The following is a 25,138-nucleotide window of genomic DNA, read 5'->3' on the forward strand; positions in this document are numbered from 1 at the left end:
GTGCAGGAGTACGTAACCTGCTCATGTGAGCGCCACCCCCCTCAGAGGTGGCGAGGATCACTCCCCCGGAAAGTCCGGATCTCAGCCGCCGGACGTGTCCAGCTCGGCGTCCTCGCTCACTCCCGCGCAGTCGTACGGGTCCTTCAACCAGCCGTCCGGCAGGACGACTCGGTTGTTTCCGGACGTACGGCCCCGAGGACCGTCCGCACCCACCGGCCACGGCTGGTCCAGGTCGAGCTCGCTCAACTGAGCGCGCAGTTCCTCCAGGGACGACGTGATCGCGAGCTTCTTGCGCATCTCGGAACCGACCGCGAAGCCCTTCAGGTACCAGGCCACGTGCTTCCGGAAGTCGACGACACCGCGTGCCTCGTCACCCAGCCACTCGCCGAGCAGCCGCGCGTGCCGCACCATCGCGTCCGCGACCTCCCGCAGCCCCGGCTGCGCATAGGCCCCGGTGCCCTCGAAGCCCGCCACCAGGTCGCCGAACAGCCACGGCCTGCCCAGGCAGCCGCGCCCGACGACCACGCCGTCGCAGCCCGTCTCCCGCATCATCCGCAGGGCGTCGTCCGCCGACCAGATGTCGCCGTTGCCGAGCACCGGGATCTCCGGCACGTGCTCCTTGAGCCGCGCGATCGCGTCCCAGTCCGCGGTGCCGCCGTAGTGCTGCGCCGCCGTCCGCCCGTGCAGGGCGATCGCCGTGACGCCCTCCTCGACCGCGATCCGGCCCGCGTCGAGGTACGTGATGTGGTCGTCGTCGATGCCCTTGCGCATCTTCATGGTGACCGGCAGGTCGCCCGCGTTGGTCACGGCCTCGTGGAGGATCGCCCGCAGCAGCGGCCGCTTGTACGGGAGGGCCGAGCCGCCGCCCTTCCGCGTCACCTTGGGGACCGGGCAGCCGAAGTTCAGGTCGATGTGGTCCGCGAGGTCCTCGTCGACGATCATCCGCACGGCCTTGCCGACCGTCACCGGGTCCACGCCGTACAGCTGGATCGAGCGCGGCTTCTCGGTCTCGTCGAAGCGGATGAGCTGCATCGTCTTCTCGTTGCGCTCGACCAGGGCGCGCGTCGTGATCATCTCGCTCACGAACAGCCCCTTGCCGCCGCTGTACTCGCGGCAGAGGGTGCGGAAGGGGGCGTTGGTGATGCCGGCCATCGGGGCGAGCACCACCGGCGGCTGCACGATGTGCGGCCCGATGGCGAGAGGGGTGAACGCGGTCATGCGCCCCATTGTCGCGCACCGCCGGGATCCCCGGTCAGCCGTACCGCCCGCGCATGGCCGAGCTCACAGCCGCGGGGTCGCCCCGACCCGGGCCGGGTGGGGCCGGTCACCGGGCCCCGCCGCGGCCGGCACCGGGCCCGCGGCCGCCGCGGCCGCCCGCCCGCGGACCACCACGTCCAGGAGCCGGGCGATCCCGGCCCGGGTCCCGTCGTCCACGGGGACGTACGTGACGAGGTGCGGGCCGGAGTTCGGGCCGAGCCAGAGGTTGGTGTGCTCGAACCTGAGCAGGCCGACATGGGCGTTGTGGATGACCTTGGTGCGCCCGCCCGGCGCGACCACGTCGTGGCGCGCCCAGATCTCCCGGAATTCCGGCGAGGCCGCTTCGAGGCGCTCGACGAGCGCCTTCCAGGCGGGCTCGGCGAGGTGCTCGGCCATCGAGACGCGGAACTTCCCGGCGAGGATCGGGAGGAGGTCCGGCAGGTCGGTGACGGCGGCCCGGAAGTCCGCGTGGGTGAAGGCCAGCCAGAGCGAGTTGCGGTCCTCGCGGGGCAGCGCGTCCAGGTCGCAGAAGAGGTGCCCGAAGGTCCGGTTGTGGGCGAGGAAGTCGAACCGGCTGTTCTGGACGGCGGCGGGTACGGGCTCCAGCTGCTCCAGGAGCGTCCGCAGCGCGGGGGTGACCGCCGACGAGGGCGCCCCGGGGTGCGGGTCGGCCCGTCCGGCGAGGGCGAAGAGGTGGCTCCGCTCGGTCGGGTCGAGCAGCAGCGCGTCCGCGAGGGCGTCGAGGACCTGCGGGGACACCTGGATGTCCCGGGCCTGTTCGAGCCAGGTGTACCAGGTGACGCCGACGGCGGAGAGGTGCGCGACCTCCTCCCGGCGCAGTCCGGGGGTGCGGCGGCGCCGTCCCCTGGGCAGGCCGACCTGCTCGGGGGTGATGCGCTCGCGCCGGCTGCGCAGGAAGGCGGCGAGCTCGTGCCGCCGGGTCTCGGGTGCCGCCGTCATCGCTGTCGTCACGCTCCCAGGGTGCCGGGGCCGTGAGCCCGTTGCCAGGTACTCGTTGTACCAGGACGAAGACACTCTGGTACCAGGCTGAACGGACGCGGATCGTCGGATGCGTGACTTCGATTCCGGCTTCCGGCCGTACTCCCGCTCCGGGCGGCGGCACCTCCGCCCACCCGCCCGCCCCCGGCCCCGGGCCCGCCCCGTCGACCCCCGGCCCCGGGCCCGCCGCGGCCCCCGGCCCGCCCGGCGGGGCCGCGGCGGGCCCGACGGCGCTCGGCACCCTGGGGCTCTTCACGGTCCTCCTCGGCGCCGCGCTGCCGCTGATCGACTTCTTCATCGTCAACGTCGCCCTGCCCTCCATCGACCACGACCTCGCCGCCGGCCCGGTGATGCTGGAGCTGGTCGTCGCCGGGTACGGCCTGCCGTACGCCGTGCTGCTGGTCCTCGGCGGGCGGCTCGGCGACCTCTTCGGCCGCCGCCGGCTCTTCCTCGCCGGCATGGCCGCCTTCGGCCTCACGTCGCTCGCCTGCGGACTGGCCCCGGACGCGGCGACCCTGGTCGGGGCGCGGGTGGCCCAGGGTGCCGCGGCGGCGCTGATGCTGCCCCAGGTGCTCGCGACCATCCACGCGGCGACGGAGGGGCCGCGGCGGGCCAGGGCGGTGAGCCTGTACGGGGCGACCGCCGGTCTCTCCATGGCGGGCGGCCAGGTCCTCGGCGGGGTGCTCGTCGCGGCGGACCTCGTGGGCACGGGCTGGCGCGCGGTGTTCCTGGTGAACGTGCCCATCGCCGCGGCCGGCCTGTTCCTGGCCCTGCGGGCCGTCCCCGAGACGCGCTCGGAGCGCCCGGCGCCGGTGGACGTGGCCGGCACGCTGCTGCTCGCCGCCGCCCTGCTCAGCCTGCTCGCCCCGCTGACGGAGGGCGGGGCGGCGGGCCGGCCGCTGTGGACGTGGGTCTCGCTCGCGGCGTTCCCGTTCGTGGCCACGGCCTTCTGGCGGGTGGAGCGGCGGCTCGACCGCGCGGGCCGCACGCCGCTGGTGCCGCCGAGCCTGCTGGGCCTGACGTCGCTGCGGCGCGGTCTGGTGCTCGTCCTGCCGCTGTCGGCGGGCTTCGGCGGTTTCATGTTCGTGATCGCGGTATCGCTCCAGCAGGGTCTGGGGCTCGGCGCGGTGGCCTCGGGCCTCGCCGTGGTCCCCATGGCACTGGCCTTCTTCGCGGCGTCCCTGGCGGGTCCCCGGCTGATCCGCCGCTGGGGGACGCGGGTGGTTCCGGTGGGCGCGCTGCTCCAGGCCGCCGGTCTCGGCCTGATCGTGGTGACCGCCGGCCGCTCCTGGCCCGACCTGTCGGTGGCGGGCCTGGTCCCCGGGATGGCGGTGGCGGGTGTCGGGCAGGGGCTCCAGCTCCCGGTGCTCTTCCGGGTGGTCCTCTCCGACGTCCCGGCGGAGCGCGCGGGGGTGGGCAGCGGCGTCATGGTGACCACCCAGCAGGTGGCGATCACGCTGGGGGTCGCCACCCTCGGCTCCCTCTTCCTGTCGCTCTCCGCCTCCGGCCCGACGGGCACGGCCCTGACGGTGACCCTCCTCATCCAGCTGGCGATGGCCCTCCTCACGGCCCTCCTCGCCCTGCGCCTGCCGAGGTCGGTGGGCTGAGCGGGCGGCAGTCACACGGGAGGGCCCGGGTCCCGGGGGGTCACCCGGGCCCTCCGTCGTGCGGTGGTGTGGCCGGCTCCTGCGCCGCCCCGGTGCCGTCCGGGGCCCCTCCCCCGGCGCCCGTGCTCCCGCCCCTTCGCTACACGAATGACAGATATTGAAATCTGTCATCGGTCATGCCATGCTTCGATACATGACGACGACACAGCACCCCACCGCCACCCGCTCGCTCGGCACCACCGGCCCGACCGTCTCCGCCCTGGGCCTCGGCTGCATGGGCATGTCCGCGCTGTACGGCGAGAGCGACCGCGCCGAGTCGATCGCGACCCTCCACGCCGCCCTGGACGCCGGCGTGACGCTGCTCGACACCGGCGACTTCTACGGGATGGGCCACAACGAGCTGCTGATCGCGGAGGCCCTGCGCGGCGCGCCCGCAGCCGCCCGCGAGCAGGCGCTGACCAGCGTGAAGTTCGGCGCGCTCCGCACCGTCGAGGGCGGCTTCACCGGCTACGACGGCCGCCCGGCCGCCGTGAAGAACTTCGCGGCGTACTCGCTCCAGCGCCTGGGCACCGACCACATCGACATCTACCGGATCGCCCGGGTCGACCCGGACGTGCCGATCGAGGAGACCGTCGGCGCCATCGCCGAACTCGTCGAGGCCGGTCACGTACGGCACATCGGGCTCTCCGAGGTCGGCGCGGACACCCTGCGCCGGGCGGCGGCCGTCGCCCCGATCGCGGACCTCCAGATCGAGTACAGCCTGGTCTCCCGCGGCATCGAGGAGAAGATCCTGCCCACCGCCCGCGAGCTGGGCATCGGCGTCACGGCGTACGGCGTGCTCTCCCGCGGCCTGATCAGCGGGCACTTCACCCGGGACCGCACGCTCGGCGCCGGCGACTTCCGCGGCATGTCCCCTCGCTTCCAGGGCGAGAACCTCGGCCGGAACCTGGACCTGGTGGACCGGCTGCGCTCGGTCGCCGAGGCGAAGGGCGTGTCCGTCGCGCAGACGGCGATCGCCTGGGTGCTGGCCCAGGGCGAGGACATCGTGCCGCTCGTCGGCGCCCGGCGCCGGGACCGGCTCACCGAGGCGCTCGGCGCCCTGGACGTCACGCTCGACGCCGCCGACCTGGCCGCGATCGAGGAGGCCGTCCCGGCGGGCGCGGCGGCCGGCGAGCGCTACCCGGCGGCGCAGATGGCCCACCTGGACAGCGAGCACTGACCGGCACCGGCCGGGCTTCCGCGGGTGACGGGTACTGTCCTTCCATGGCCGCCACCGAGACCCTGACCGCCGAGCGCATCCTCGAAGCCACCGAGGAGGTGCTGCGGCGCTACGGCCCCGCGAAGGCGACCGTCGTGGACGTGGCCAGGGTCCTCGGCGTCAGCCACGGCAGCGTCTACCGCCACTTCCGCACGAAGGCGGCGCTGCGCGAGGCGGTGACCGAGCGGTGGCTGGAGCGGACGATCGTGGCGCTGCGGCCGCACGTCGAGGCCGGGGTGCCCGCGGACGAGCGGCTGACCGGCTGGCTGACGGCCCTCTTCGCCCTCAAGCGCAGGAAGGCCGGCGGCGACCCGGAGCTGATGGCCACCTTCCAGGTGCTGATCGGCGAGAACAGCGCGGTGGTCGACCGTCACGAGGAGCACCTCGTGGAGCAGATCGCCCGCATCCTGGAGGACGGTCACCGCGAGGGCCTGTTCACGGCTCCGGAGCGGGACTTCACGACGACCGCCCGCGCGGTCTTCGACGCCACGGACCGCTTCCACAACCCGGCGCACGCCGCCGACTGGTCGGCCCCGGACGCCGAGGACGCGTTCACCGCCGTCGTCTCCCTGGTCCAGCGGGCCCTGCGCGCCTGACGGCCCCGGCCGAGAGTCCCGGCCGACGGCCCCGCCGCGAGGGTCCGGCCCGCCGGACCGAACCCCGCCGGACGGCCCCGCCCGGCGGGGGCGGCCAGGGCGGCGATGGGCCCGGTCTCCGCTGCCGCGGGCTTTTGAAGATCATTTGGCTTGGAGTTTCCCCTTCCCTGTCCGGGGCGTGACTAGCGTTCCCCCGCACCGCGACCGCAGAAGCACCCAGGGGGAACCATGTCCGCACCCGCCAAGCCACCGGCCCGTTCAGGCGGGGCCTCCGCGATCGGCTGGATCCTCACGATCGGCCTCAACGTCGTCGCGCCGATCCTCACGTACAACACCCTGACCGAGGACCACGGCTGGTCCGAGTTCTCCGCGCTGCTCCTGAGCAGCGCGTGGCCGGTGCTCGACACCGCGATCATGGTCGCCTGGCGCCGCAAGGTGGACGAGTTCGCCCTCGTCACCCTGGTCTTCCTGGTGATCACGGCCGTGGTCTCGCTCGTCGGCGCGCACACCGCCCGTGCGCTGCTGGTCAAGGACTCGTGCGTGACGGGCCTGTTCGGCCTGCTGTGCCTGGCGACCCTGCTCGCCCCGCGTCCGCTGATGTTCTACTTCGGCCGCAAGTTCGCGACCGACGGCACCCCGGCGAGCACGGCCTGGTGGAACGGCATGTGGCAGTACGAGGGCTTCCGCTCCACCATGCGCACGATGACGCTGGTGTGGGGCGTGGCGTACGTCGCCGAGGCTCTCGTCCGCGTCGCCCTCGCGTACGCCCTGCCGACGAAGACCATGGTCGCCCTCAGCCCGGTCATGATCTACGGCGTCCTCGCCGTCCTGGGCGTCTGGACGGCCTGGTTCGGCAAGCGCCGTGCGGCCGAGGGCGCCCGCCGCCAGGCCGAGGCCGACGCGGCGGCGGCCGACGCGGCCGCCGTCTGACGGCACGGGAAAGCCCCCGGTTCCGGACTTCGGAACCGGGGGCTTTCCCGTACGCGGGCGTACGGCCGATCAGAGTCAGCAGCCGAGCAGGCGGCTGCCCAGGTAGCCCTGGATCTGGTCGAGGGAGACGCGCTCCTGCTTCATGGTGTCGCGCTCGCGCACGGTCACCGCGTTGTCGTCGAGGGTGTCGAAGTCGACGGTGACGCAGAACGGGGTGCCGATCTCGTCCTGGCGGCGGTAGCGGCGGCCGATGGCGCCGGCGTCGTCGAACTCGATGTTCCAGTTCTGGCGCAGGTCCGCCGCGAGGCCCTTGGCCTTCGGGGAGAGCTGCTCGTTGCGCGAGAGCGGCAGGACGGCGACCTTGACCGGGGCCAGGCGGTGGTCGAGGCGCAGCACCGTGCGCTTCTCCATGACGCCCTTGGCGTTCGGGGCCTCGTCCTCGATGTACGCGTCGAGCAGGAAGGCGAGCATCGTGCGGCCGACACCGGCCGCGGGCTCGATGACGTACGGCGTGTAGCGCTCGCCGCTCTGCTCCATGAACGTCAGGTTGGCGCCGGAGGCCTTGGAGTGGGCCGTCAGGTCGTAGTCGGTGCGGTTGGCGACGCCCTCGAGCTCGCCCCACTCGCTGCCGCCGAAGGAGAAGCGGTACTCGATGTCGGCGGTGCGCTTCGAGTAGTGGGAGAGCTTCTCCTGCGGGTGCTCGAACCAGCGCATGTTCTCCTCACGGAGACCCAGGCCGGTGTACCAGTTCCAGCGCTGCTCCATCCAGTACTCCTGCCACTGCTCGTCCTCGCCCGGCTTGACGAAGAACTCCATCTCCATCTGCTCGAACTCGCGCGTGCGGAAGATGAAGTTGCCCGGAGTGATCTCGTTCCGGAAGGACTTGCCCATCTGCGCGATGCCGAACGGGGGCTTCTTGCGCGAGGTGGTCTGCACCTGGGCGAAGTTGGTGAAGATGCCCTGGGCGGTCTCGGGACGCAGGTACGCGACGGAGCCGGTGTCCTGGGTCGGGCCGAGGTGCGTGGAGAGCAGGCCGGAGAACTGCTTGGGCTCGGTGAAGGTGCCCTTGTTGCCGCAGTTGGGGCAGTTGAGGTCGGTGAGGCTCTCGGGGAGACGGCCGTGCTTCTCCTCGTACGCCTCCTCCAGGTGGTCGGCGCGGAAGCGCTTGTGGCAGGAGGTGCACTCGGTCAGCGGGTCGGTGAAGGTGGCGACGTGACCGGAGGCCTCCCAGACCTCGGTGGCCAGGATGACCGACGAGTCGATGCCGACGACGTCCTCGCGCGCGGTGACCATGTAACGCCACCACTGGCGCTTGATGTTCTCCTTCAGCTCGACACCCAGCGGCCCGTAGTCCCAGGCGGCACGCTGACCGCCGTAGATCTCGCTGCACGGGTAGACGAAGCCACGGCGCTTGCTCAGGCTGACGATGGTGTCGATCTTGTCGGCGGCCACGGTGCTCTCTTCATTACGACGACGAAGTGCGAATGCCTCAGGTTACCGGCGCCCGCACCCCCCGTATCAAATCGGTTCGGCGCCGGGGGCGGTCGAGGGCCCGCGTGGGCGGGGCCACACGTAGGGCAATTGACAACCGTTTCCACTTTTGTTGAAAATGAGTGTCATGAACGTACGCCGTCTGATACCCAGCACCGCCCTCGCCGGAGCCGTCGCGCTCGGCGTCGTCTCCCTCTCCGCCTGCGCCGGAACGTCCGACGCCGCGGACAAGGGAAGCGGCGGGAAGCTGGACGTGGTGGCGTCGTTCTACCCCATGCAGTACCTGGCGGAGCAGATAGGCGGCGGGCACGTCGCCGTGAACACCCTGACGAAGCCGGGCGTCGAGCCGCACGACCTGGAGCTCAAGCCGAAGCAGATCGGCGAGCTCGGCGAGGCCGACGTCATCCTCTACCTCAAGGGCATCCAGCCCGCCGTCGACGAGGCGATCGCCCAGGCCGGCGTGAAGAACACGGTCGACGCCGCCACGCTCACGAAGCTCGAGGAGCACGGCACCGAGGTCGGCCACGACCACGAGGGCGAGGAGGCCGGGCACGACCACGAGTCCGAGGCCGGCGCCGACCCCCACATCTGGCTCGACCCCGTGAAGTACGCCGAGGTCGCCAAGGGCGTCGGCGGCGCCCTGGAGAAGGCGGACCCGGACCACGCCGCCGACTACCGGAAGAACACCGACGCCCTGGTGAAGAAGCTCGGCGCCCTGGACACCGAGTTCGAGACGGGTCTGAGGAACACCGCCACGAGGACCTTCATCACCACCCACTCCGCCTTCGGCTACCTCGCCGAGCGCTACGGCCTGGAGCAGGAGGGCATCACCGGCATCGACCCCGAGTCCGAGCCGAGCCCCGCCCGCATCAAGGAACTCCAGGACATCGCGAAGAAGGACGAGGTCTCCACCGTCTTCTTCGAGACCCTCGCGAGCGACAAGACCGCGAAGACCCTCGCCGGCGACACCGGTCTGAAGACCGACGTGCTCGACCCGCTGGAGGGAATCACGGACAAGTCCCAGGGCGATGACTACATCGAGGTCATGCAGTCCAACCTCGCCGCGCTGAAGAAGGCACTCGGCGCCAAGTGACCACGGCACAGCAGGAGGCACTCGTGAGCGACGAGACCGTCATTTCCGTCCGCGGAGCCACGGCGGCCCTCGGCGCCCGCCCGGTCCTCCGGGGCGTCGACCTCACCGTCCGCCGCGGTGAGGTCGTCGCCCTGCTCGGCGCCAACGGCTCCGGCAAGTCCACCGCCGTCCGCGCCGTCATCGGCCAGGTCCCGCTGACCGGCGGCAGCATCGAGCTGTTCGGCACGGAGCGCAGGCGGTTCCGCGACTGGGCCCGCATCGGCTACGTGCCGCAGCGCACCACGGCCTCCGCCGGCGTGCCCGCCACCGTCCGCGAGGTCGTCGCCTCCGGCCGCCTCTCGCGCCGCCGGTTCGGCCTGCCGACCAAGGCCGACAAGGCCGCCGTCCACCGCGCCATGGAGCTGGTCGGCCTCGCCGACCGCGCCCACGACGCCGTCACCGCGCTCTCCGGCGGCCAGCACCAGCGCGTCCTGATCGCCCGCGCGCTCGCCTCCGAGCCCGAACTGCTGATCATGGACGAGCCGATGGCCGGCGTGGACCTCGGGAGCCAGGAGGTCCTGGCCGCGACGCTGCACGAGCAGGTCGCCGGCGGCACCTCCGTCCTCCTCGTCCTGCACGAGCTGGGTCCCCTGGAGCCGCTGATCGACCGGGCGGTCGTCCTGCGCGACGGCTGCGTCGTCCACGACGGCCCGCCGCCCGAGGCCCTCGGCCAGCACGCGCTGCCGGGCCACGACCACGTACATCCGCACGCGGCCGGCGAGCCGCTCCGCACGGGACTGCTGACCTGATCATGGACTTCCTCGAACCTGCCTTCATGCAGCGGGCGCTCCTCGCGGCCGTCCTCGTCGGCATCACCGCCCCCGCCGTCGGCATCTACCTCGTCCAGCGCCGCCAGGCGCTGATGGGCGACGGCATCGGCCACGTCGCCATGACCGGCGTCGGCCTCGGCTTCCTCCTGAACTCCAGCCCGGTCTGGATGGCGACCGCCGTCGCCGTCGCCGGCTCGGTCGCCATGGAGCTGATCAGGGCGTACGGGAAGACCCGCGGCGACCTCGCGCTGGCGCTGCTCTTCTACGGCGGCATGGCCGGCGGCGTCCTGCTGATCAACCTGTCGCAGACCGGCTCCAACGCCAACCTCAGCTCGTACCTGTTCGGCTCGCTGTCCACCGTCTCCACCTCGGACGTCACCGCGATCAGCGTCCTCGCCGGATTCGTGGTCCTCGTCACGGTCGGCCTGCGCCGCCAGCTCTTCGCGGTGAGCCAGGACGAGGAGTTCGCCCGGGTCACCGGCCTGCCGGTGCGCGCCCTGAACCTGCTGATCGCGGTCACGGCCGCGGTCACCGTCACGGTCGCCATGCGGGTCGTCGGCCTGCTCCTGGTCAGCGCGCTCATGGTGGTGCCGGTCGCGGCCGCCCAGCAGCTGTCGAAGTCCTTCCGCATGACCTTCGTCCTCGCGGTGGCCACCGGCATCACGGTGACCCTGGCGGGCACGGTGACCTCGTACTACCAGGACGTGCCGCCCGGCGCGACGATCGTCCTGTACGCGATCGGGATCTTCGTCGTCCTGACCCTGCTGGCCGCGCCGCTCGCCAAGCGGCGGGCGAAAGCGGCCGAGCGGGCCACCGCCGACTGCGACGCCCGGTGCGTCCCGGACACCCGGCGACCGACCGACGACGTGAAGGTCTGATCCACGGCTGAACCCGGGGGCGCGGGGGGCTGGCAGAATGGCGGGGGCAGACAAGCATCCAAGGAGGCCCCGTGGCGACGGCAGGACCCCCCGTACGCGGCCGCTCGACCAAGCAGCGGGCCGCCGTGTCGGCGGCGCTGAACGAGGTGGACGAGTTCCGCAGCGCCCAGGAGCTGCACGACATGCTCAAGCACCGCGGCGACTCCGTCGGCCTCACCACCGTCTACCGCACGCTCCAGTCCCTCGCGGACGCGGGCGAGGTGGACGCGCTGCGCACCAGCGACGGCGAGACGGTCTACCGCCGCTGCTCGACCGGCGACCATCACCACCACCTGGTCTGCCGCGTCTGCGGCAAGGCCGTGGAGGTGGAGGGCCCCATGGTGGAGCAGTGGGCCGAGACCATCGCCTCGGAACACGGCTTCGTGAACGTGGCGCACACGGTGGAGATCTTCGGCACCTGCGCGGACTGCGCGAGCGAGTGACCTGACATACGAGGGGCCCGCACCGGACCGATCCGGTGCGGGCCCCTCGTATGTCGCGTCACATGCGGGTGAGGTTCCGGTCCAGGAGCTCGCGCAGCCGGTCGACGTCGACCGGGTCGGCGACTCCGCGCTTGGGCAGGGCGGCCACTCCGACACCGCCCTTGTCGGCGGTGAGCAGCACGAACTGCGTGGGCGTCTCGGCGTACCGGGGCACCAGCTGCCAGCGGTGGACGACCTCGCTGTCGCGGGTGGTCCAGCGCACGCCGTCCTCGTCCACGCGGGCCCTGTGCTCCCCCTGCCGCCCGATCAGGGCGTACATCTGCCGGGCGGTGAGCCACCGGACCGGCGGCCCGATGAGCAGCAACACCAGGACGAGCCCCGCCATGCGCACGACCGGGCCCGCCTCCGGGTCACCGGGCCCGAACAGTTCCAGGGCCGCGACCAGGGCCGCGAGCGCCACGACGAACCACAGGGCCCGGCGCAGCCACCGGAACGAGCCGTGCCGCATCTGCACGCGTACGGCGTCGGTCACGTCGGCGCGCGTCGGCGTGTAGACCAGCTCCATCGTCCCCCCTCCCCTGGGCCGAGGCCCTACGCCTTGTCGAGGACGGCCAGGTCCGCCGGGTCGACGCCGCCGAAGCGGCGGTCGCGCTGGGCGTACTCGACGCAGGCGCGCCACAGGTCGCGGCGGTCGAAGTCGGGCCACAGCACGTCCTGGAAGACCATCTCGGCGTACGCGCTCTGCCAGATCAGGTAGTTGGAGGTGCGCTGCTCGCCGCTGGGCCGCAGGAAGAGGTCGACGTCCGGCATGTCCGGGTAGTAGAGGTACTTCTGGATGGTCTTCTCGGTGATCTTCGAGGGTTCGAGCCGGCCCGCCTTGACGTCCTCGGCCATCGCCTGCGCCGCGTCCGTGAGCTCCGCGCGGCCGCCGTAGTTCATGCAGAAGTACAGCGTGAGCTTCGTGTTGTCCTTGGTCTGCTCCTGCGCGACCTGGAGCTCCTTGGCCACCGACTTCCACAGCTTGGGCATCCGGCCCACCCAGCGCACCCGGATGCCGAGCTCGTCGAGGGTGTCGCGCGTCTTGCGGATGAAGTCGCGGTTGAAGTTCATCAGGAAGCGCACCTCCTCGGGCGAGCGCTTCCAGTTCTCGGTGGAGAAGGCGTACAGCGAGATCGCCCCGACGCCCATCTCGATCGCGCCCTGGAGGACGTCGAGCACCTGCTCGGCGCCGACCTTGTGACCCTCGGTGCGGGGCAGCCCGCGCTCCTTGGCCCAGCGGCCGTTGCCGTCCATGACGATCGCGACGTGCTCCGGGACGAGCTCGGACTGCAGCTTCGGCGGGCGCGCACCGGACGGGTGCGGCTCGGGGGTCCTGTACTCCCGACGCTGGCGCCCGAGGAGTCGTGCGATGGCCATGGGTCGTGTCTCCTAGGTCTTCTCTACGTAACGCAGGGAGCGCAGGCCGCGCTCCAGATGCCAGTGCAGGTAGGCGGACACGAGTCCGCTGCCCTCCCTGACGTGACGCGGCTCGCACGCGTCCGCCGTCGCCCAGTCGCCGGTGAGCAGCGCGCTGAGCAGGCCGATGGCCTCCGAGGAGGGTACGACGCTTCCGGGGACCCGGCAGTCGCCGCAGATGACTCCGCCCGCCGCGACCGAAAAGAACCGGTTGGGCCCGTGAATGCCGCATTTCGCACAGTCCTCGAAGCTGGGCGCGTAGCCGTTCACGGCGAGGGAGCGCAGGAGGAAGGCGTCGAGGATGAGGTGGGGCGCGTGCTCGCCCCTGGCGAGCGTCCGCAGGCCGCCCACCAGCAGCAGGTACTGCTGCACGGCGGGCTCGCCCTCGTGGTCGGTGAACCGCTCCGCCGTCTCCAGCATGGCGGTGCCCGCCGTGTACCGCGCGTAGTCGGTGACGATGCCGCTGCCGTACGCGGCGATGGTCTCGCTCTGCGTGCAGAGCGGCAGCCCGCGTCCGACCAGCTCACTCCCCCGGGCGAAGAACTGCACGTCCACGTGCGAGAAGGGTTCGAGTCGCGCCCCGAACTTCGACTTCGTCCGGCGCACGCCGCGCGCGACCGCGCGTACGCGGCCGTGACCGCGCGTGAGGAGGGTGATGATGCGGTCCGCTTCACCCAGCTTCTGGGTGCGCAGCACGATGCCGTCGTCGCGGAACAGACTCATGCGCCCATTCTCGCGTACGGCGCTGACAGTCGGGCCCGGGGCGGGACATCGCCCGACAGGGAGACGCGGGTCACATCCGGCCGTGTCACAGGGGGCCGGGCCATCTCGTCTCAGGGGTTGTAGCAGCGACCGGCCCACACGAAGGAGCACCCCATGGACGCGCGACTGAACCTCTTCACCAACCCGACCGTCGGCAAGGCCTTCAAGCACCTCGTGGCGGCCGGCAAGGCGGTCAAGGACTCGACGGTTCCGGCCGCGACCCAGGAGCTGGTCGCCCTGCGCGTGAGCCAGATCAACGGCTGCGCCGTCTGCATCGACATGCACACCAAGGACGCGGCCCACGCCGGCGAGACCCCGGTACGGATCAACCTGGTGGCGGCCTGGCGCGAGGCCACCGTCTACACCGAGGCCGAGCGCGCCGCGCTGGAGCTCGCCGAGGAGGGCACCCGTGTCGCCGACGCCGCCGGTGGCGTCGGCGACGAGGTCTGGGAGCGCGCCGCCCTCCACTACGACGAGGAGCAGCTCGCCGCCCTCGTCCTCCACATCGGCTTCATGAACCTGGCGAACCGCCTGAACGCCATCACCCGGCAGCCGGCCGGCGACTACGTCCCCGGCCAGTTCCACTGACGGGAGACCGCGTACGGATGATCATGAGGTGCGTCCGTGCCGCGCGGACGCACCACGGGGAGAGGAAGTCCCATGAACAAGGTCGAGGAGTTCGAGGAGCTGCGCCCGCTGCTCTTCTCGATCGCCTACCGCGTTCTCGGCAGCGTCGGCGAGGCCGAGGACGCCGTACAGGAGACGTGGCTGCGCTTCGACGCCTCACCGACGGTCCCCACCTCCACCAAGGCCTTCCTCTCCACCACCGTCACCCGCCTCTCGATCGACGTCCTGCGCTCCGCGCGCGTCCGCCGCGAGGAGTACGTCGGCCCCTGGTTCCCCGAACCCCTCCTCGACGACCCCTACCAGGACCCGGCCCGCTCGGCCGAACTGGCCGACTCCGTCTCCATGGCCGCGCTCCTGCTCCTCGAACGCCTCAGCCCCCTGGAGCGGGCCGTCTTCCTCCTCCGCGAGGTCTTCGCCTTCGACTTCCAGGACATCGCCGAGGCCGTCGACCGCTCGGAGGCCGCCTGCCGCCAGCTGCTCGTACGCGCCCGGCGCCACATGCACGAGGGCCGCCCCCGCTTCTCCGCCGACCGCCAGGAACAGCGGGAACTCGCCACCCGGTTCTTCGAGGCCCTCCAGAGCGGCGACATCGACGGACTCCAGAGCCTCCTCTCCGCCGACGTCCGGTTCGTCGGCGACGGCGGCGGCAAGGCCCCTCAGCTGGCCAAGATCATCGCCGGTGCGAAGAACGTGGCTCGCCTCCTCGGCACCGCCTACCCCTGGCTCGTCAAGATCGACGTCACCTGCGAGCCCCGCGTCGTCAACGGCCAGCCCGGCGCCGTCTACCGCGACCGCGACGGCAAGATCCTCCAGGCCCTCGCCCTCGACGTCCTCGACGGCCGGATCCAGACCATCCGCGCCGTCCTCAACCCCGACAAGCTCAGCCACCTCGGCCCCGTCGGCGACGCCTGGGCCGTCACCCGCGAAGTCAAGGCGGTCCGCCGCCGAACCGACTGACCTCTCGGCGCGCGGGCCGGCGCCGGCTCCCTCGCGCCGGCCCGCGAACCCCCTCAGGGCACCTCGCCCCTGCTCCGCGCGTTCACGTGCGCCGTCGCCGCGCTCAGCCGCTCCGCCGACGTCGCCTCCCGTACGTCCTCGGGCTCCACATCCCACTCCCGCCCCCCACCCAGCGGCCGGATCTGGACGTACGGGCCCTCATGTCCCATCACCCTCCCGACCCGCCCTGTGCGGATCTCCACGACGTACGACCCGATGGGCAGCGTCACGTTCGACTCTCCTCCCTCGGCAGTACGGCGGCGGCGAGCAGCCTGGCCGTTTCCACCGTGCAGCATCCCAATTCCACGAGCGGCCTCGGCGGGTCGGCGGCGAGCGTGACGACGTCGAGCCCCAACGAGGGGAGCGTGAGTCCCGCCCTCGCCAGCGCCTCGCGCAATTCCGCCACTGCCTCTTGTGCGGCTCCGATGACCCCCGTGGTCGTCTTCATGGTGTCTTCCTTCACCAACGTATGCCTTTCTGAATCCATTTCCCGCTTCGCCTCACCAGGGTGGGGGCGGATCCGTAGAATCGGCAGATGCTCAGGCCGTACAACTGCGGCGTAGGCTTGGGGAGTTAATCCATGGCCAAGGCCAAGAAGGACGAGGCGTGGGAGTTCTTCGGCGAGCTCCTCAAGGAACGCCGGGAGGTCGCAGGGCTGTCACAGGGCGAGCTGGGCAGACGGGTGTTCGTATCCGGGGCATACATCGGCCTGTTCGAGCAGGGAATTCGAAAGCCCCAGCTGGATGTGGCGGAACGAATCGACGACGTCCTACAAACCGGCGGTATTTTCGAACGGACGTGGCGCAAGCTCATCGACAAGTCGCCGTACGCGTCCTATTTCCAGGCCGCCGCCGAGCTGGAGGACATGGCTACGAAGATCTGCGAGTTCGAATCGACGACGATCCCTGGTCTGCTCCAGACACCCGCCTACGCGAGGTCGATCGTGCACGCGAGCAACCCGCTCGCCACAGACGAGTACGTCGAAGACACAGTCAAGGGCCGGTTGGACCGCTCCGCCATCCTGAAGGACGCCACACGCCCCATGTACTGGGCGATCCTGCACGAAACGGCCTTGCGCATCCCCGTGGGCGGGCCCGCCGTCATGGCCGAACAGCTGGACCACCTCGCGACGCAGGCACGCAGCCGCGTGGCCCTGATCCAAGTACTGCCCTTCGCCGCAGGCGCCTACCCCCAGATGGGCAAACCGCTGAAGCTCATGGAATTCGCGGACGCTCCCCCAACCGCCTATACAGAGGCGGTGTATTCGGGCAATCTGCTCGACGATCCGGCAGTGGTGAAGCGAGCACAGGCCACCTACGATCTGCTCAGGGCCGCCGCTCTGTCGCCGGAGGCGTCCCTGCCCCTGATCGAGTCGGCGGCGGAGGACTACAGACGATGCGCGCGTACGACCTGAGCAACGCCCGTTGGCGCAAGAGCTCCTACAGCGACGGCGATGGCGGCAACTGCGTCGAGGTCCTCGACGACGTCCCCGGCGTCGTCCCCGTCCGGGACAGCAAGGTCACCGACGGCCCCGTCCTGATCGTCCCCGCCGCCGCCTGGTCCGCGTTCGTCGCCGGCGTCGCGAGATGACGACCGCTCCCTCCCTCGTCCTGCGCGGCAGCGGTGCCACCGTCGTCCGCTTCGAGGGAGGGGCCGTGTCCTTCGGCCGCCCCGGCGAGGGTCATTCCATACCCTTGGCCGCGATCGCGCGCGTCCGCCCCGAGGGGCTGTACGTGCGCTGCGTGATGGCGCTGATGACGGTCGCCGGCTGCGGGCTGGTGGGCGGCGGGCTGTACGGGGCCGGCCTGCTGGTCCTGAGGACCCTCACGGGCCTGGAGGGCTGATCGCGCCGGCGACCACGGCCTCCAGTTGGCGGGTGACGCGGTCGAGGGGTTCGGGGGAGCGTCTGGCGCGGCAGAGGGCGACGGCGCCTTCGACGGAGGCGACGACGAGGGTGGCGACCTGGGCGGCCTGGGTGGGGTCGGCGCCGTGGGCGCGGAGGGAGGAGGCGAGGAGCTCCTCCCACTGGCCGAAGACCTCGGCGGCGGCGGCCAGGGCGGGAGGGATCTCGGCTTCCGGGGGTTCTTCGACGGCGACGGCGAGGACGGTGCAGCCGGCGCGGAAGTCGGATTCGACGACGATGCCGCGCCAGAGACCGAGGAAGGCGCGGAGGCCGGCGACCGGGCCGGCGTCGAGTTCCTCGCGGAGGCGGCGGACGACGACGTCGCCGGCGTAGCGGACGGCTTCGGTGGTGAGCTGCTGCTTTCCGCCGGGGAAGTAGTGGTACGTGGAGCCGAGCGGCGCCTCGGCGTGTTTGGCGGTCTCGCGGATGCTGGTGGCGTTCAGACCGCGCCGGCGGATCATGTCGGCGGCGCCGGCCACGATCCGTTCCCGCGCCCGGGGGCTGCTGTCGGTCACGCCGGGGCTCTCCTTCGACTCCGACACCCCTGGGCATGTCGGTCGTCATAGCGTAACGGCGGCGGCGTCACAGGCCATGCGCGGAAAGGGCTCAACGGAGCGTCGGCATCACCCCTGCGATCACGGTCAGGGTCCTGGCACTCCTCGACGGCGGGGCTTCTGAGCGCGCGGGCGCTCCTTCATGCACTCACTTATGGAACCCATAAGTCCGCCTTATGAGTCCATAGACCGGGCCCGGGTACCACTCCGCGAAAGAAATTATTTAGGGTGACCTAAGTGTCGGCGGCTTCGCCGCCACGTCGCTTGCGAAGGGAACCCAGTCATGCCCCGCCCCCTCCGGGTCGCGATCGTCGGCGCCGGCCCCGCCGGAATCTACGCCGCCGATGCGCTGCTGAAGTCCGACGCCGCCGCCGAGCCGGGTGTGTCCATCGACCTCTTCGAGCGGATGCCGGCCCCCTTCGGCCTCATCCGCTACGGCGTCGCCCCCGACCACCCGCGCATCAAGGGCATCATCACCGCCCTCCACCAGGTGCTCGACAAGCCGCAGGTCCGTCTCTTCGGCAACGTCGACTACGGCACCGACATACACCTGGACGACCTGCGCGCCTTCTACGACGCCGTGATCTTCTCGACCGGCGCCATGGCCGACCGCGAGCTCCGCATCCCCGGCGTCGAGCTCGACGGCTCGTACGGCGCGGCCGACTTCGCGTCCTGGTACGACGGCCACCCGGACGTGCCGCGCACCTGGCCGCTGGAGGCCGAGAAGGTCGCCGTCCTCGGCGTCGGCAACGTGGCCCTCGACGTGGCCCGCATCCTCGCCAAGACCGGCGAGGAGCTGCTGCCGACCGAGATCCCGGCGAACGTCTACGACGGCCTCAAGGCCAACAAGGCCGTGGAGATCCACGTCTTCGGCCGCCGCGGCCCGGCCCAGGCGAAGTTCAGCCCCATGGAGCTGCGCGAGCTGGACCACTCCCCCACCATCGAGGTCATCGTCAACCCCGAGGACATCGACTACGACGAGGGCTCGATCGCCGAGCGGCGCAAGAACAAGCAGACCGACATGGTCGCCAAGACCCTGGAGAACTGGGCGATCCGCGACATCGGCGACCGCCCGCACAAGCTCTTCCTGCACTTCTTCGAGTCGCCCGTCGAGATCCTCGGCGAGGACGGCAAGGTCGTGGGCCTGCGCACCGAGCGCACCGAGCTCGACGGCACCGGCAACGTCAAGGGCACCGGCACCACGACCGACTGGGACGTGACCGCCGTCTACCGCGCCGTCGGCTACCTCTCCGACGAGCTGCCCAAGCTCCCCTGGGACACCGCCACCGGCACCGTGCCCGACGAGGGCGGCCGCGTGATCGAGGAGACCGGCGAGCACATGGCCTCCACGTACTGCACCGGCTGGATCCGGCGCGGCCCCGTCGGCCTCATCGGCCACACCAAGGGCGACGCCAACGAGACCGTGGCCAACCTCCTGGACGACTTCGCCCACGGCCGCCTGCTGACGCCCGACACCCCGGAGCAGGACGCCGTCGTGTCCTTCCTGGAGGACAAGGGCATCACGTACACGACGTGGGAGGGCTGGTACGCCCTCGACGCGGCCGAGAAGGCGCTGGGCGAGCCGCAGGGCCGCGCGCGCGTGAAGATCGTCGAGCGCGAGGACATGCTGCGCGCGAGCGGCGCGATCCAGTAGCCGCGGACCGGTAGGAGCGATCCCACCGGTCTCGGACCCGCAGGAGCGATCCCGCCGGTCGCCGCCCCGCCGCCGCGGGCCCTCGCCTCTTCCCGGTCCTACCCTGAAAGGACCGGGAAGAGGTGAGGCCCATGTCCGCACCGGTGGCGCACACACCCGACGCGGCCGAGTCGGTGGACCCGGTCGAGCGGGCCCGCGCGGCCGCCGGCCGGGAGTCCTGGGCGGAGGCGTACGCGCTGCTGCACGCCCACGACCGGCACCCCTCGCGCGCGCTGACCGCCGACGACCTGTCCGTGCTCGCCGACGCCGCCTGGTGGTCGGGGCACGTCGACGAGTCCGTCACCGCCCGGCTCCGCGCCCACGCCGCCTTCCTCGCCGCCGGTGACCACCGGGGCGCCGGGCTCGCCTCCTGGTGGCTGCACTACGAGTACCGGGGCCTCGGGCGCCCCGCGGCGGCCTCCGGCTGGCTCCACCGGGCCAGGCACCACCTGGCGGACCTGCCCCCGTGCCCCGAACAGTGCTTCCTCGCCTGGACGGACGCCGAGGAGGCCGAGCAGCACGGCGACCGTGCCGCGGCCCTCGCCGCCACCCACCGGATGACCCGTCTCGCCCTCCGCTCCGGCAGCCCGGACCTCCTCGCCCTGAGCCGCCAGGCCGAAGCCGCCGTCCTGCTCGCCGACGGCCGCCGCGCCGAAGGCCTCGCCCTCCTCGACGACGCCATGTGCGCCGTCTCCGCCGGCGAGCTCACCGGCATGTTCACCGGCTGGCTCTACTGCCTCGCCCTCACCCAGTGCATGGAGGCCGCCGACCTCGGCCGCGCCGTGGAGTGGACGAACGCGGCGATGGAGTGGTGCGCGCCGCCGTGGTCGGGGCGCACGACGGCGGACGCCGCTCCCGGCCCGGCCGCCGCCGAGGTCTCCCTCCCCATGACGGTCCCCTCCGGCGAGAACCCCTTCCGGGGCGTCTGCCGGGCGCACCGGGTGGAGGTCCTCGACCTGCTGGGGGCGTGGGAGCCGGCCGAGGCGGAGGCGCGGCTCGCGTGCCGTGAGGTCCCGGTGGACTGCCTGGAGTCCGCGGCGGCCGCGTACTACGCCGCCGGGGACGTGCAGCGGCGGCAGGGGCGGCTCGACGCGGCGGCGGTGTCGTACGCGCACGCGCACGAGCTGGGCCGGATCCCGCAGCCGGGGCTCGCGCTGCTGCGCCTGGCGCAGGGCCGGGCCGACGCGGCGGTCGCGGGCGTCGAGCTGGCGCTCGCCTGCCAGAGCGACCCGCGCCACGACCTCCTGGGCCGGGCCCGGCTGCTCGCCGCCCGGACCGAGGTGGCCCTCGCCGTCCGCGACCTGCCCGGGGCCTCGGAGGCGGCGGCGGACCTGGACGCGCTGGCCGGGGACGTACCCCTGCTGCGGGCGATGGCCGACACGGCGGGCGGCGCCGTCGCCCTGGCCTCCCACGGGGCCGCGCTGCCTCCGCTGCGGCGGGCGCTCGCCGGGTGGCTGGAGCTGCGCGTGCCGTACGAGGCCGCACAGGTACGGATGCTGCTCGCGGCGGCCTGCCGGGCGGCGGGCGACGAGGAGGCCGCGCGGCTGGAGCTGGGGGCCGCGCGGGCCGTGTTCGAGCGGCTCGGGGCCGTGCCGGACGCCCGGCGCGCCGCGGCGCTGCTCTCCGGCGGGCAGCGGCGGCGGCTGCCGGGCGGTCTGACCGCCCGCGAGGCGGAGGTCCTGCGGCTCGTCGCCGCCGGCGGCACCAACCGGGACATCGCCCACGCCCTGGTCATCAGCGAGCACACCGTCGGCCGCCACCTGAACAACATCTTCGCCAAGCTCGGTGTCGGCTCCCGCGCCGCCGCCACGGCCTACGCGTACGCGCACGACCTGCTCTGAACCGGCGGCCCGCCCGGGTCACGGCCCGGCCCGGCCGCCCGCCTCCGCCATGCTCCCGCCCGACCCCGGCGGGTCCACCCCGCCACGCCCCCGCCCGCCGCGCCATGGGCCGTACGACCCATGCGGCGACCGGCCCTCCCATGGGCGGTTCGGGCGATGCGGGCCCGCGGTCCACCGGGCTACACCGGAACCATGACCACCACGACCCACTCCCTGGACACGCTTCGCGGTGCCGTGCGCGGCACCGTCGTGACGCCCGGCGACCCGTCGTACGACGTCTCCCGCCGGGTCTACAACGCCCTGCACGACCGCCGTCCGGCCGTCGTCGTCCACGCCGCGGACGCCGGCGACGTGATCGCGGCGGTCCTCCACGCCCGGGAGCACCACCTCCCGCTCGCCGTGCGGGGCGGCTCCCACTCGGTCGCCGGCTTCGGCACCGTGGACGACGGCCTCGTGGTCGACCTGTCCCGCATGCGGGGCGTGCGGGTCGATCCGCAGGCCCGTACGGCCCGGGCCGAGGGCGGCGCCACGTGGGGCGACTTCAACCACGCCACCCACGCCTTCGGGCTCGCCACGACCGGCGGGGTGGTCTCCACGACCGGCCTCGGCGGTCTGACGCTCGGCGGCGGCATGGGGCACCTGGCCCGCCGCTACGGGCTGAGCTGCGACAACCTGGTTTCGGCGGACGTGGTGACCGCCGAGGGCGCGCTCGTGACCTGCGACGCGGAGCGGAACGCGGACCTGTTCTGGGCGCTGCGCGGCGGCGGCGGGAACTTCGGAGTCGTCGTCTCGCTCGCCTACCGGCTGCACCCGGTCGACGTGATCCTCGGCGGGATCACCTGCTACCCGCTGGACGGCGACGTGGCCCGTGCCTGGCAGGCGATGAACGCGGCGGCGCCGGTGGAGCTCAACTCGATCTTCGTGATCGCGCTCGGTCCGCAGGAGCCGTTCCTGCCCGAGCGCTGGCACGGCCGTCCGATCTGCGCCGCCTTCACCTGCTTCACCGGTCCGGCGACGGAGGACGAGAAGGTCCTCGCCCGCCTGGACGGGCTCGGTCCGGTCGTGGGCCGGTTCATGGACCGGATGCCGTACCCGGTGATCAACACCCTCTTCGACGAGCAGCTCCCGCCCGGGCTCTACCACTACTGGAAGGGGAACTTCAGCCGCGAGCTCTCCGAGGGCGCGATCGCGGCCCACATGGCGTACGGCGAGACGATGCCGTCCATGGAGTCGGACACGGCGATCTTCCCGATCGACGGGGTCTGCCACGAGGTGGGCCCGCAGGACACCGCCTTCGCCTACCGGGACGCCGTCTTCTCGCACTCCTTCGGCGGCACCTGGACCGACCCGGCGGACTCCGGGCGGAACATCGCCTGGACCCGCGCCTACGACGAGGCGCTGCGCCCGCACACCCAGGCGGGCGGGTACGTGAACTTCATGGACACCGACGACCAGGACCGGGTGCGGGTCAACTACCGCCAGAACTACGACCGGCTCCGCGCGGTCAAGCGCCGCTACGACCCCGGCAACGTGTTCCGGCTCAACCAGAACATCGTCCCGTAGACCGGGGCCTACGGCACCGTCCGCGCCGAGTCGAGGAGGCGGACGGTGTCGTCGGGGGCGAACGCGAGGGCGTTCCCGACGGTCCCGAGGACCTCCATCTCGGCGGGTCTGTAGGGCCCGTCGGCGAGGGCGATCCGCGCGGCCTGGACCAGGATCGACTCCCGGCCGGCGCGCGCCAGGTGCGGGGTGAGCGGCTCCAGGGCCTCGTGGAGTTCGATCGCGAGGAGCGCGCCCTCGGGGTTCACCTCGGGCATGAAGCGTCCGGTGTCGGCGGCGAGGGCCTCGACGAGGTCGACGAGCTGGACGGCCGTGCACTCGGTGAAGCCGGCCGACCGGACGGCGGTGACGGCCCGGTCGAGGACCGCGCGGGAGTCCGTGCCGCCGGCCGCGAGCACGGCCAGGGCGACGGTGTGCACGCCGTCCCTCAGCATCGCCGAGAAGCGGCTCGTCGTGGGGTGGTCGAGGACCTCGGTGCCGAAGTGCGTGTGACAGGCCGCGCATTCGACGACGGGGCCCGTACAGCCCCGGGGCAGGACCGGGACGCCCAGGACGGCGAACCTGCGGCGGCCGGTGCGCCGCCGGTAGTTCCGGTCGCCCCCGCACTCCTCGCAGAAGAACTCGCCGTCTCCGACGGTGTTCCAGGAAGTGCGGATTCCGCAGACGCCCACTTTCCCACCACGTGAATTCCGGGCAGACCGCACACGCACCTCCTCGACGGCCCGGCTGCACTGCCGGCGTTGGCGTGATGTTAGCCACATCCATGATGCGACGTCAGCACCCCGTCGGGAGTTCACCGTGGACTTGGCCGAGACACGTCACCCTGCGGAATCCGTCAGGAGGCGCGGCGACGGCGCTTTGCGAAGGCCAGGAAGCCCCCTCCGACGACGACGGCGGCCGCGGCGGCTCCGACGACGCCCGGGCCGATGGCCGATCCGGTCGTCGCGAGATCACCCTCCGGGGTGGCGGACGGCGCCGGGGTCGTGGCGGGCGCGGTGGTGCTCTCGCCCGGGGTGGCGGGCGCGGACGGGGACGCGGAGCCCCCGGGCGTCTCGGAGGCGCCCGGCGTCGCGCCGCCCTCGCCGGGGGTCGGCTCGGGGGTGGCCGGCGGGGTGGGGACGGGGGTGTCGGTCGGCTTGGGCGTCTCGGGGGTGACGACCGGGCCCGGCGTCGGCTCGCCGGGCAGGCAGCCGGTGAAGTTCATCCGGTGGGTCTCGGCGCCGGGGACGGTGACGAGCTCCTCGGCGACGACGGAGCCGTTGACGTGGCCGGGGCCGACGTTCTTGCCGCCCATCTCGACCTTGGCGTTCGGCGCGAGGATCGCGCCGGGCCAGGAGGTGTGGTTCTTCTTCACGCTCTCGGCCTGCGGGAAGTTCCAGAGCAGCCTGGAGCGGATCTGCCGGTACTCGTCGCGCGGCACCGCGTAGTCGTCGACGACGGGGGCGCCGCCGTCGAGGTTCCTGTAGTAGACGCCGTAGGTGGCGGAGGTGCTCATGTCGTACGAGGTGCCGAGCACGTTCACCAGGGTCGAGGAGCCGACCGGGACGTCCAGGGTGATCGCGCGGAACTTCTCCAGGTCGGCGGCGTTCACGGCGAAGACGTTCAGCTTCGGGTCGGTGCCGGTGAGGAAGACGCCGTCGCCGGAGGTGGCGACCGTGCCGTTCGGCCTCACGCCCGCCCAGCCGGTGGACAGCGCGCGCAGCCCCGCGAACTCCTTGCCGAAGTCGACCGGCGAGGCGCCCTTGGCGTGCGGGCCGTCGACGGCGAAGCCCGCGCCCTTCACCGAGCGGTCGTCGAGCGATCCGTACACGCCGGAGCCCTTGTCGATCACGACCTGGTTGGCATGGAGGGTGCCGCCGACGACGAGGCTGTGGCCGCCCGGCAGTCCGGCCAGGTCGGTGCCGGTCAGCTTGTGGCCGACGGAGAAGCCCTGGCCGGCCTTCGCGTCGCCGAAGAACGCGTCGCCGCCGACCGCGACCGCGCCCTCGGAGTCCGAGAAGCGGGTGGAGTCCTTCTCGACGAACTCGGCGTACAGACCGGCCGTTCCGAGCGGGTTCGTCGCGCACGCCGTGGAGGGCGTGGCGGAAGCGGCGGGGGCCCAGGCGAGGGCGGCACCGGTCACCGCGAGAACGGCGGCCACGGCAGCGGTCGTGCGCATGCGGAACTCCAGGTCAGGGAGGCACGGAGAGGGCGCGTGGGGGGTGTGTCCGAGTGGACGGGCCGACCTTCCGCCATTCCCCGATGTGCCGTCAACTCACCTGAAAAGACTCCGATTCCGGCATGTCGTGATGATCTTCCTTAAGTGAATCTGAAACCGTGACGCAGCTCACACGCGACGGCCGCCCCG

At 72.3% G+C, this 25,138-nt stretch carries 27 protein-coding genes; 16 read left to right on the forward strand and 11 right to left on the reverse strand.

Annotated elements, in window-relative coordinates:
* Positions 1–81 precede the first annotated feature (81 nt).
* Positions 82–1,218 (reverse strand): tRNA dihydrouridine synthase DusB, encoded by a 1,137-nt coding sequence (gene dusB, locus AC067A_RS11075; RefSeq protein WP_478617624.1) that lies wholly within the window; start codon positions 1,216–1,218, stop codon positions 82–84.
* A gap of 63 nt (positions 1,219–1,281) precedes the next feature.
* Positions 1,282–2,217: an MmyB family transcriptional regulator gene (locus AC067A_RS11080; RefSeq protein ID WP_478617826.1), complete on the reverse strand. Its 936-nt coding sequence runs from the start codon at positions 2,215–2,217 to the stop codon at positions 1,282–1,284.
* A 113-nt stretch (positions 2,218–2,330) separates the two neighbouring features.
* Between AC067A_RS11080 and AC067A_RS11085 the strand changes: the two genes are divergently transcribed.
* The 4 genes from AC067A_RS11085 to AC067A_RS11100 all read left to right on the forward strand — a co-directional run bounded on the left by AC067A_RS11085 (position 2,331) and on the right by AC067A_RS11100 (position 6,647).
* The gene (locus tag AC067A_RS11085; protein WP_478617627.1) at positions 2,331–3,863 is read left to right on the forward strand and encodes an MFS transporter; all 1,533 of its coding nucleotides are present in this window, start codon (positions 2,331–2,333) and stop codon (positions 3,861–3,863) included.
* 193 nt (positions 3,864–4,056) lie between these two features.
* Positions 4,057–5,082 (forward strand): aldo/keto reductase, encoded by a 1,026-nt coding sequence (locus AC067A_RS11090; RefSeq protein ID WP_478617629.1) that lies wholly within the window; start codon positions 4,057–4,059, stop codon positions 5,080–5,082.
* Positions 5,083–5,126: 44 nt separating this feature from the next.
* The gene (locus AC067A_RS11095) at positions 5,127–5,717 is read left to right on the forward strand and encodes a TetR/AcrR family transcriptional regulator (RefSeq protein WP_478617632.1); all 591 of its coding nucleotides are present in this window, start codon (positions 5,127–5,129) and stop codon (positions 5,715–5,717) included.
* 228 nt (positions 5,718–5,945) lie between these two features.
* Complete coding sequence (locus AC067A_RS11100) at positions 5,946–6,647, forward strand: VC0807 family protein (RefSeq protein ID WP_478617635.1); 702 nt, start codon at positions 5,946–5,948, stop codon at positions 6,645–6,647.
* A 75-nt stretch (positions 6,648–6,722) separates the two neighbouring features.
* Here AC067A_RS11100 and AC067A_RS11105 read toward each other — a convergent pair whose 3' ends face one another.
* Positions 6,723–8,099 carry a glycine--tRNA ligase gene (locus tag AC067A_RS11105; RefSeq protein WP_478617637.1) on the reverse strand — a complete coding sequence of 459 codons (1,377 nt, stop codon included), beginning with the start codon at positions 8,097–8,099 and terminating at the stop codon, positions 6,723–6,725.
* Positions 8,100–8,265: 166 nt separating this feature from the next.
* On the opposite strand from AC067A_RS11105, the gene AC067A_RS11110 reads away from it, so the two are divergent.
* The 4 genes from AC067A_RS11110 (at position 8,266) to AC067A_RS11125 (ending at position 11,400) form a co-directional block, all read left to right on the forward strand.
* Positions 8,266–9,231 (forward strand): metal ABC transporter substrate-binding protein, encoded by a 966-nt coding sequence (locus AC067A_RS11110; protein WP_478617640.1) that lies wholly within the window; start codon positions 8,266–8,268, stop codon positions 9,229–9,231.
* A gap of 23 nt (positions 9,232–9,254) precedes the next feature.
* Positions 9,255–10,019, forward strand: coding sequence for a metal ABC transporter ATP-binding protein (locus tag AC067A_RS11115; protein ID WP_478617643.1), 765 nt, complete (start codon positions 9,255–9,257; stop codon positions 10,017–10,019).
* 2 nt (positions 10,020–10,021) lie between these two features.
* On the forward strand, positions 10,022–10,918 hold the full coding sequence (locus AC067A_RS11120; protein WP_478617646.1) for a metal ABC transporter permease: 897 nt from the start codon (positions 10,022–10,024) through the stop codon (positions 10,916–10,918).
* Between the two features lie 71 nt (positions 10,919–10,989).
* A complete protein-coding gene (locus tag AC067A_RS11125; RefSeq protein ID WP_478617649.1) occupies positions 10,990–11,400 on the forward strand; it encodes a Fur family transcriptional regulator in 411 nt (136 codons plus the stop codon).
* A gap of 58 nt (positions 11,401–11,458) precedes the next feature.
* Here AC067A_RS11125 and AC067A_RS11130 read toward each other — a convergent pair whose 3' ends face one another.
* From AC067A_RS11130 to recO, 3 genes are read right to left on the reverse strand one after another with little or no spacing between them, the layout of a single operon-like run.
* A complete protein-coding gene (locus tag AC067A_RS11130; protein ID WP_478617651.1) occupies positions 11,459–11,965 on the reverse strand; it encodes a YcxB family protein in 507 nt (168 codons plus the stop codon).
* A gap of 26 nt (positions 11,966–11,991) precedes the next feature.
* Positions 11,992–12,816, reverse strand: coding sequence for an isoprenyl transferase (locus AC067A_RS11135; protein ID WP_478617654.1), 825 nt, complete (start codon positions 12,814–12,816; stop codon positions 11,992–11,994).
* Between the two features lie 12 nt (positions 12,817–12,828).
* Positions 12,829–13,578: a DNA repair protein RecO gene (gene recO, locus AC067A_RS11140; protein WP_017239231.1), complete on the reverse strand. Its 750-nt coding sequence runs from the start codon at positions 13,576–13,578 to the stop codon at positions 12,829–12,831.
* 153 nt (positions 13,579–13,731) lie between these two features.
* On the opposite strand from recO, the gene AC067A_RS11145 reads away from it, so the two are divergent.
* Together AC067A_RS11145 and AC067A_RS11150 are read left to right on the forward strand one after the other, a co-directional pair.
* A complete protein-coding gene (locus tag AC067A_RS11145; protein WP_478617657.1) occupies positions 13,732–14,205 on the forward strand; it encodes a carboxymuconolactone decarboxylase family protein in 474 nt (157 codons plus the stop codon).
* 72 nt (positions 14,206–14,277) lie between these two features.
* Complete coding sequence (locus AC067A_RS11150) at positions 14,278–15,201, forward strand: RNA polymerase sigma-70 factor (protein WP_478617660.1); 924 nt, start codon at positions 14,278–14,280, stop codon at positions 15,199–15,201.
* A gap of 53 nt (positions 15,202–15,254) precedes the next feature.
* Here AC067A_RS11150 and AC067A_RS11155 read toward each other — a convergent pair whose 3' ends face one another.
* Complete coding sequence (locus tag AC067A_RS11155; protein ID WP_478617663.1) at positions 15,255–15,470, reverse strand: hypothetical protein; 216 nt, start codon at positions 15,468–15,470, stop codon at positions 15,255–15,257.
* A complete protein-coding gene (locus AC067A_RS11160; RefSeq protein ID WP_478617666.1) occupies positions 15,467–15,688 on the reverse strand; it encodes a hypothetical protein in 222 nt (73 codons plus the stop codon). Before AC067A_RS11160 ends, AC067A_RS11155 begins: the two co-directional genes overlap by 4 nt.
* A 132-nt stretch (positions 15,689–15,820) precedes the next feature.
* Here AC067A_RS11160 and AC067A_RS11165 point away from each other — a divergent pair, with 132 nt between their 5' ends.
* Genes AC067A_RS11165 through AC067A_RS11175 form a run of 3 tightly spaced genes read left to right on the forward strand, consistent with a single transcriptional unit; the run spans position 15,821 to position 17,084 of the window.
* A complete protein-coding gene (locus tag AC067A_RS11165) occupies positions 15,821–16,654 on the forward strand; it encodes a helix-turn-helix domain-containing protein (protein ID WP_478617669.1) in 834 nt (277 codons plus the stop codon).
* Positions 16,636–16,830, forward strand: coding sequence for a DUF397 domain-containing protein (locus AC067A_RS11170; protein WP_478617671.1), 195 nt, complete (start codon positions 16,636–16,638; stop codon positions 16,828–16,830). The genes AC067A_RS11165 and AC067A_RS11170 overlap by 19 nt, the downstream gene beginning before the upstream one ends.
* Positions 16,827–17,084: a hypothetical protein gene (locus AC067A_RS11175; RefSeq protein ID WP_478617673.1), complete on the forward strand. Its 258-nt coding sequence runs from the start codon at positions 16,827–16,829 to the stop codon at positions 17,082–17,084. The genes AC067A_RS11170 and AC067A_RS11175 overlap by 4 nt, the downstream gene beginning before the upstream one ends.
* Here the strand turns inward: AC067A_RS11175 and AC067A_RS11180 are convergent.
* The gene (locus AC067A_RS11180) at positions 17,065–17,658 is read right to left on the reverse strand and encodes a TetR/AcrR family transcriptional regulator (protein WP_478617674.1); all 594 of its coding nucleotides are present in this window, start codon (positions 17,656–17,658) and stop codon (positions 17,065–17,067) included. The genes AC067A_RS11175 and AC067A_RS11180 overlap by 20 nt on opposite strands.
* Before the next feature lie 322 nt (positions 17,659–17,980).
* Here AC067A_RS11180 and AC067A_RS11185 point away from each other — a divergent pair, with 322 nt between their 5' ends.
* From AC067A_RS11185 to AC067A_RS11195, 3 genes are all read left to right on the forward strand, one after another.
* Positions 17,981–19,351 (forward strand): FAD-dependent oxidoreductase, encoded by a 1,371-nt coding sequence (locus AC067A_RS11185; protein WP_478617677.1) that lies wholly within the window; start codon positions 17,981–17,983, stop codon positions 19,349–19,351.
* Positions 19,352–19,482: 131 nt separating this feature from the next.
* Positions 19,483–21,231: a LuxR C-terminal-related transcriptional regulator gene (locus AC067A_RS11190; protein ID WP_478617680.1), complete on the forward strand. Its 1,749-nt coding sequence runs from the start codon at positions 19,483–19,485 to the stop codon at positions 21,229–21,231.
* Between the two features lie 192 nt (positions 21,232–21,423).
* Positions 21,424–22,794: an FAD-binding oxidoreductase gene (locus AC067A_RS11195; protein WP_478617682.1), complete on the forward strand. Its 1,371-nt coding sequence runs from the start codon at positions 21,424–21,426 to the stop codon at positions 22,792–22,794.
* 8 nt (positions 22,795–22,802) lie between these two features.
* Here the strand turns inward: AC067A_RS11195 and AC067A_RS11200 are convergent, their stop codons facing one another.
* On the reverse strand, positions 22,803–23,495 hold the full coding sequence (locus tag AC067A_RS11200) for a TerB family tellurite resistance protein (protein ID WP_478617684.1): 693 nt from the start codon (positions 23,493–23,495) through the stop codon (positions 22,803–22,805).
* Between the two features lie 131 nt (positions 23,496–23,626).
* On the reverse strand, positions 23,627–24,949 hold the full coding sequence (locus AC067A_RS11205; protein WP_478617686.1) for a choice-of-anchor A family protein: 1,323 nt from the start codon (positions 24,947–24,949) through the stop codon (positions 23,627–23,629).
* Between the last annotated feature and the right edge of the window lie 189 nt (positions 24,950–25,138).

The sequence above is a fragment of the Streptomyces sp. NPDC043176 genome (assembly GCF_056436715.1).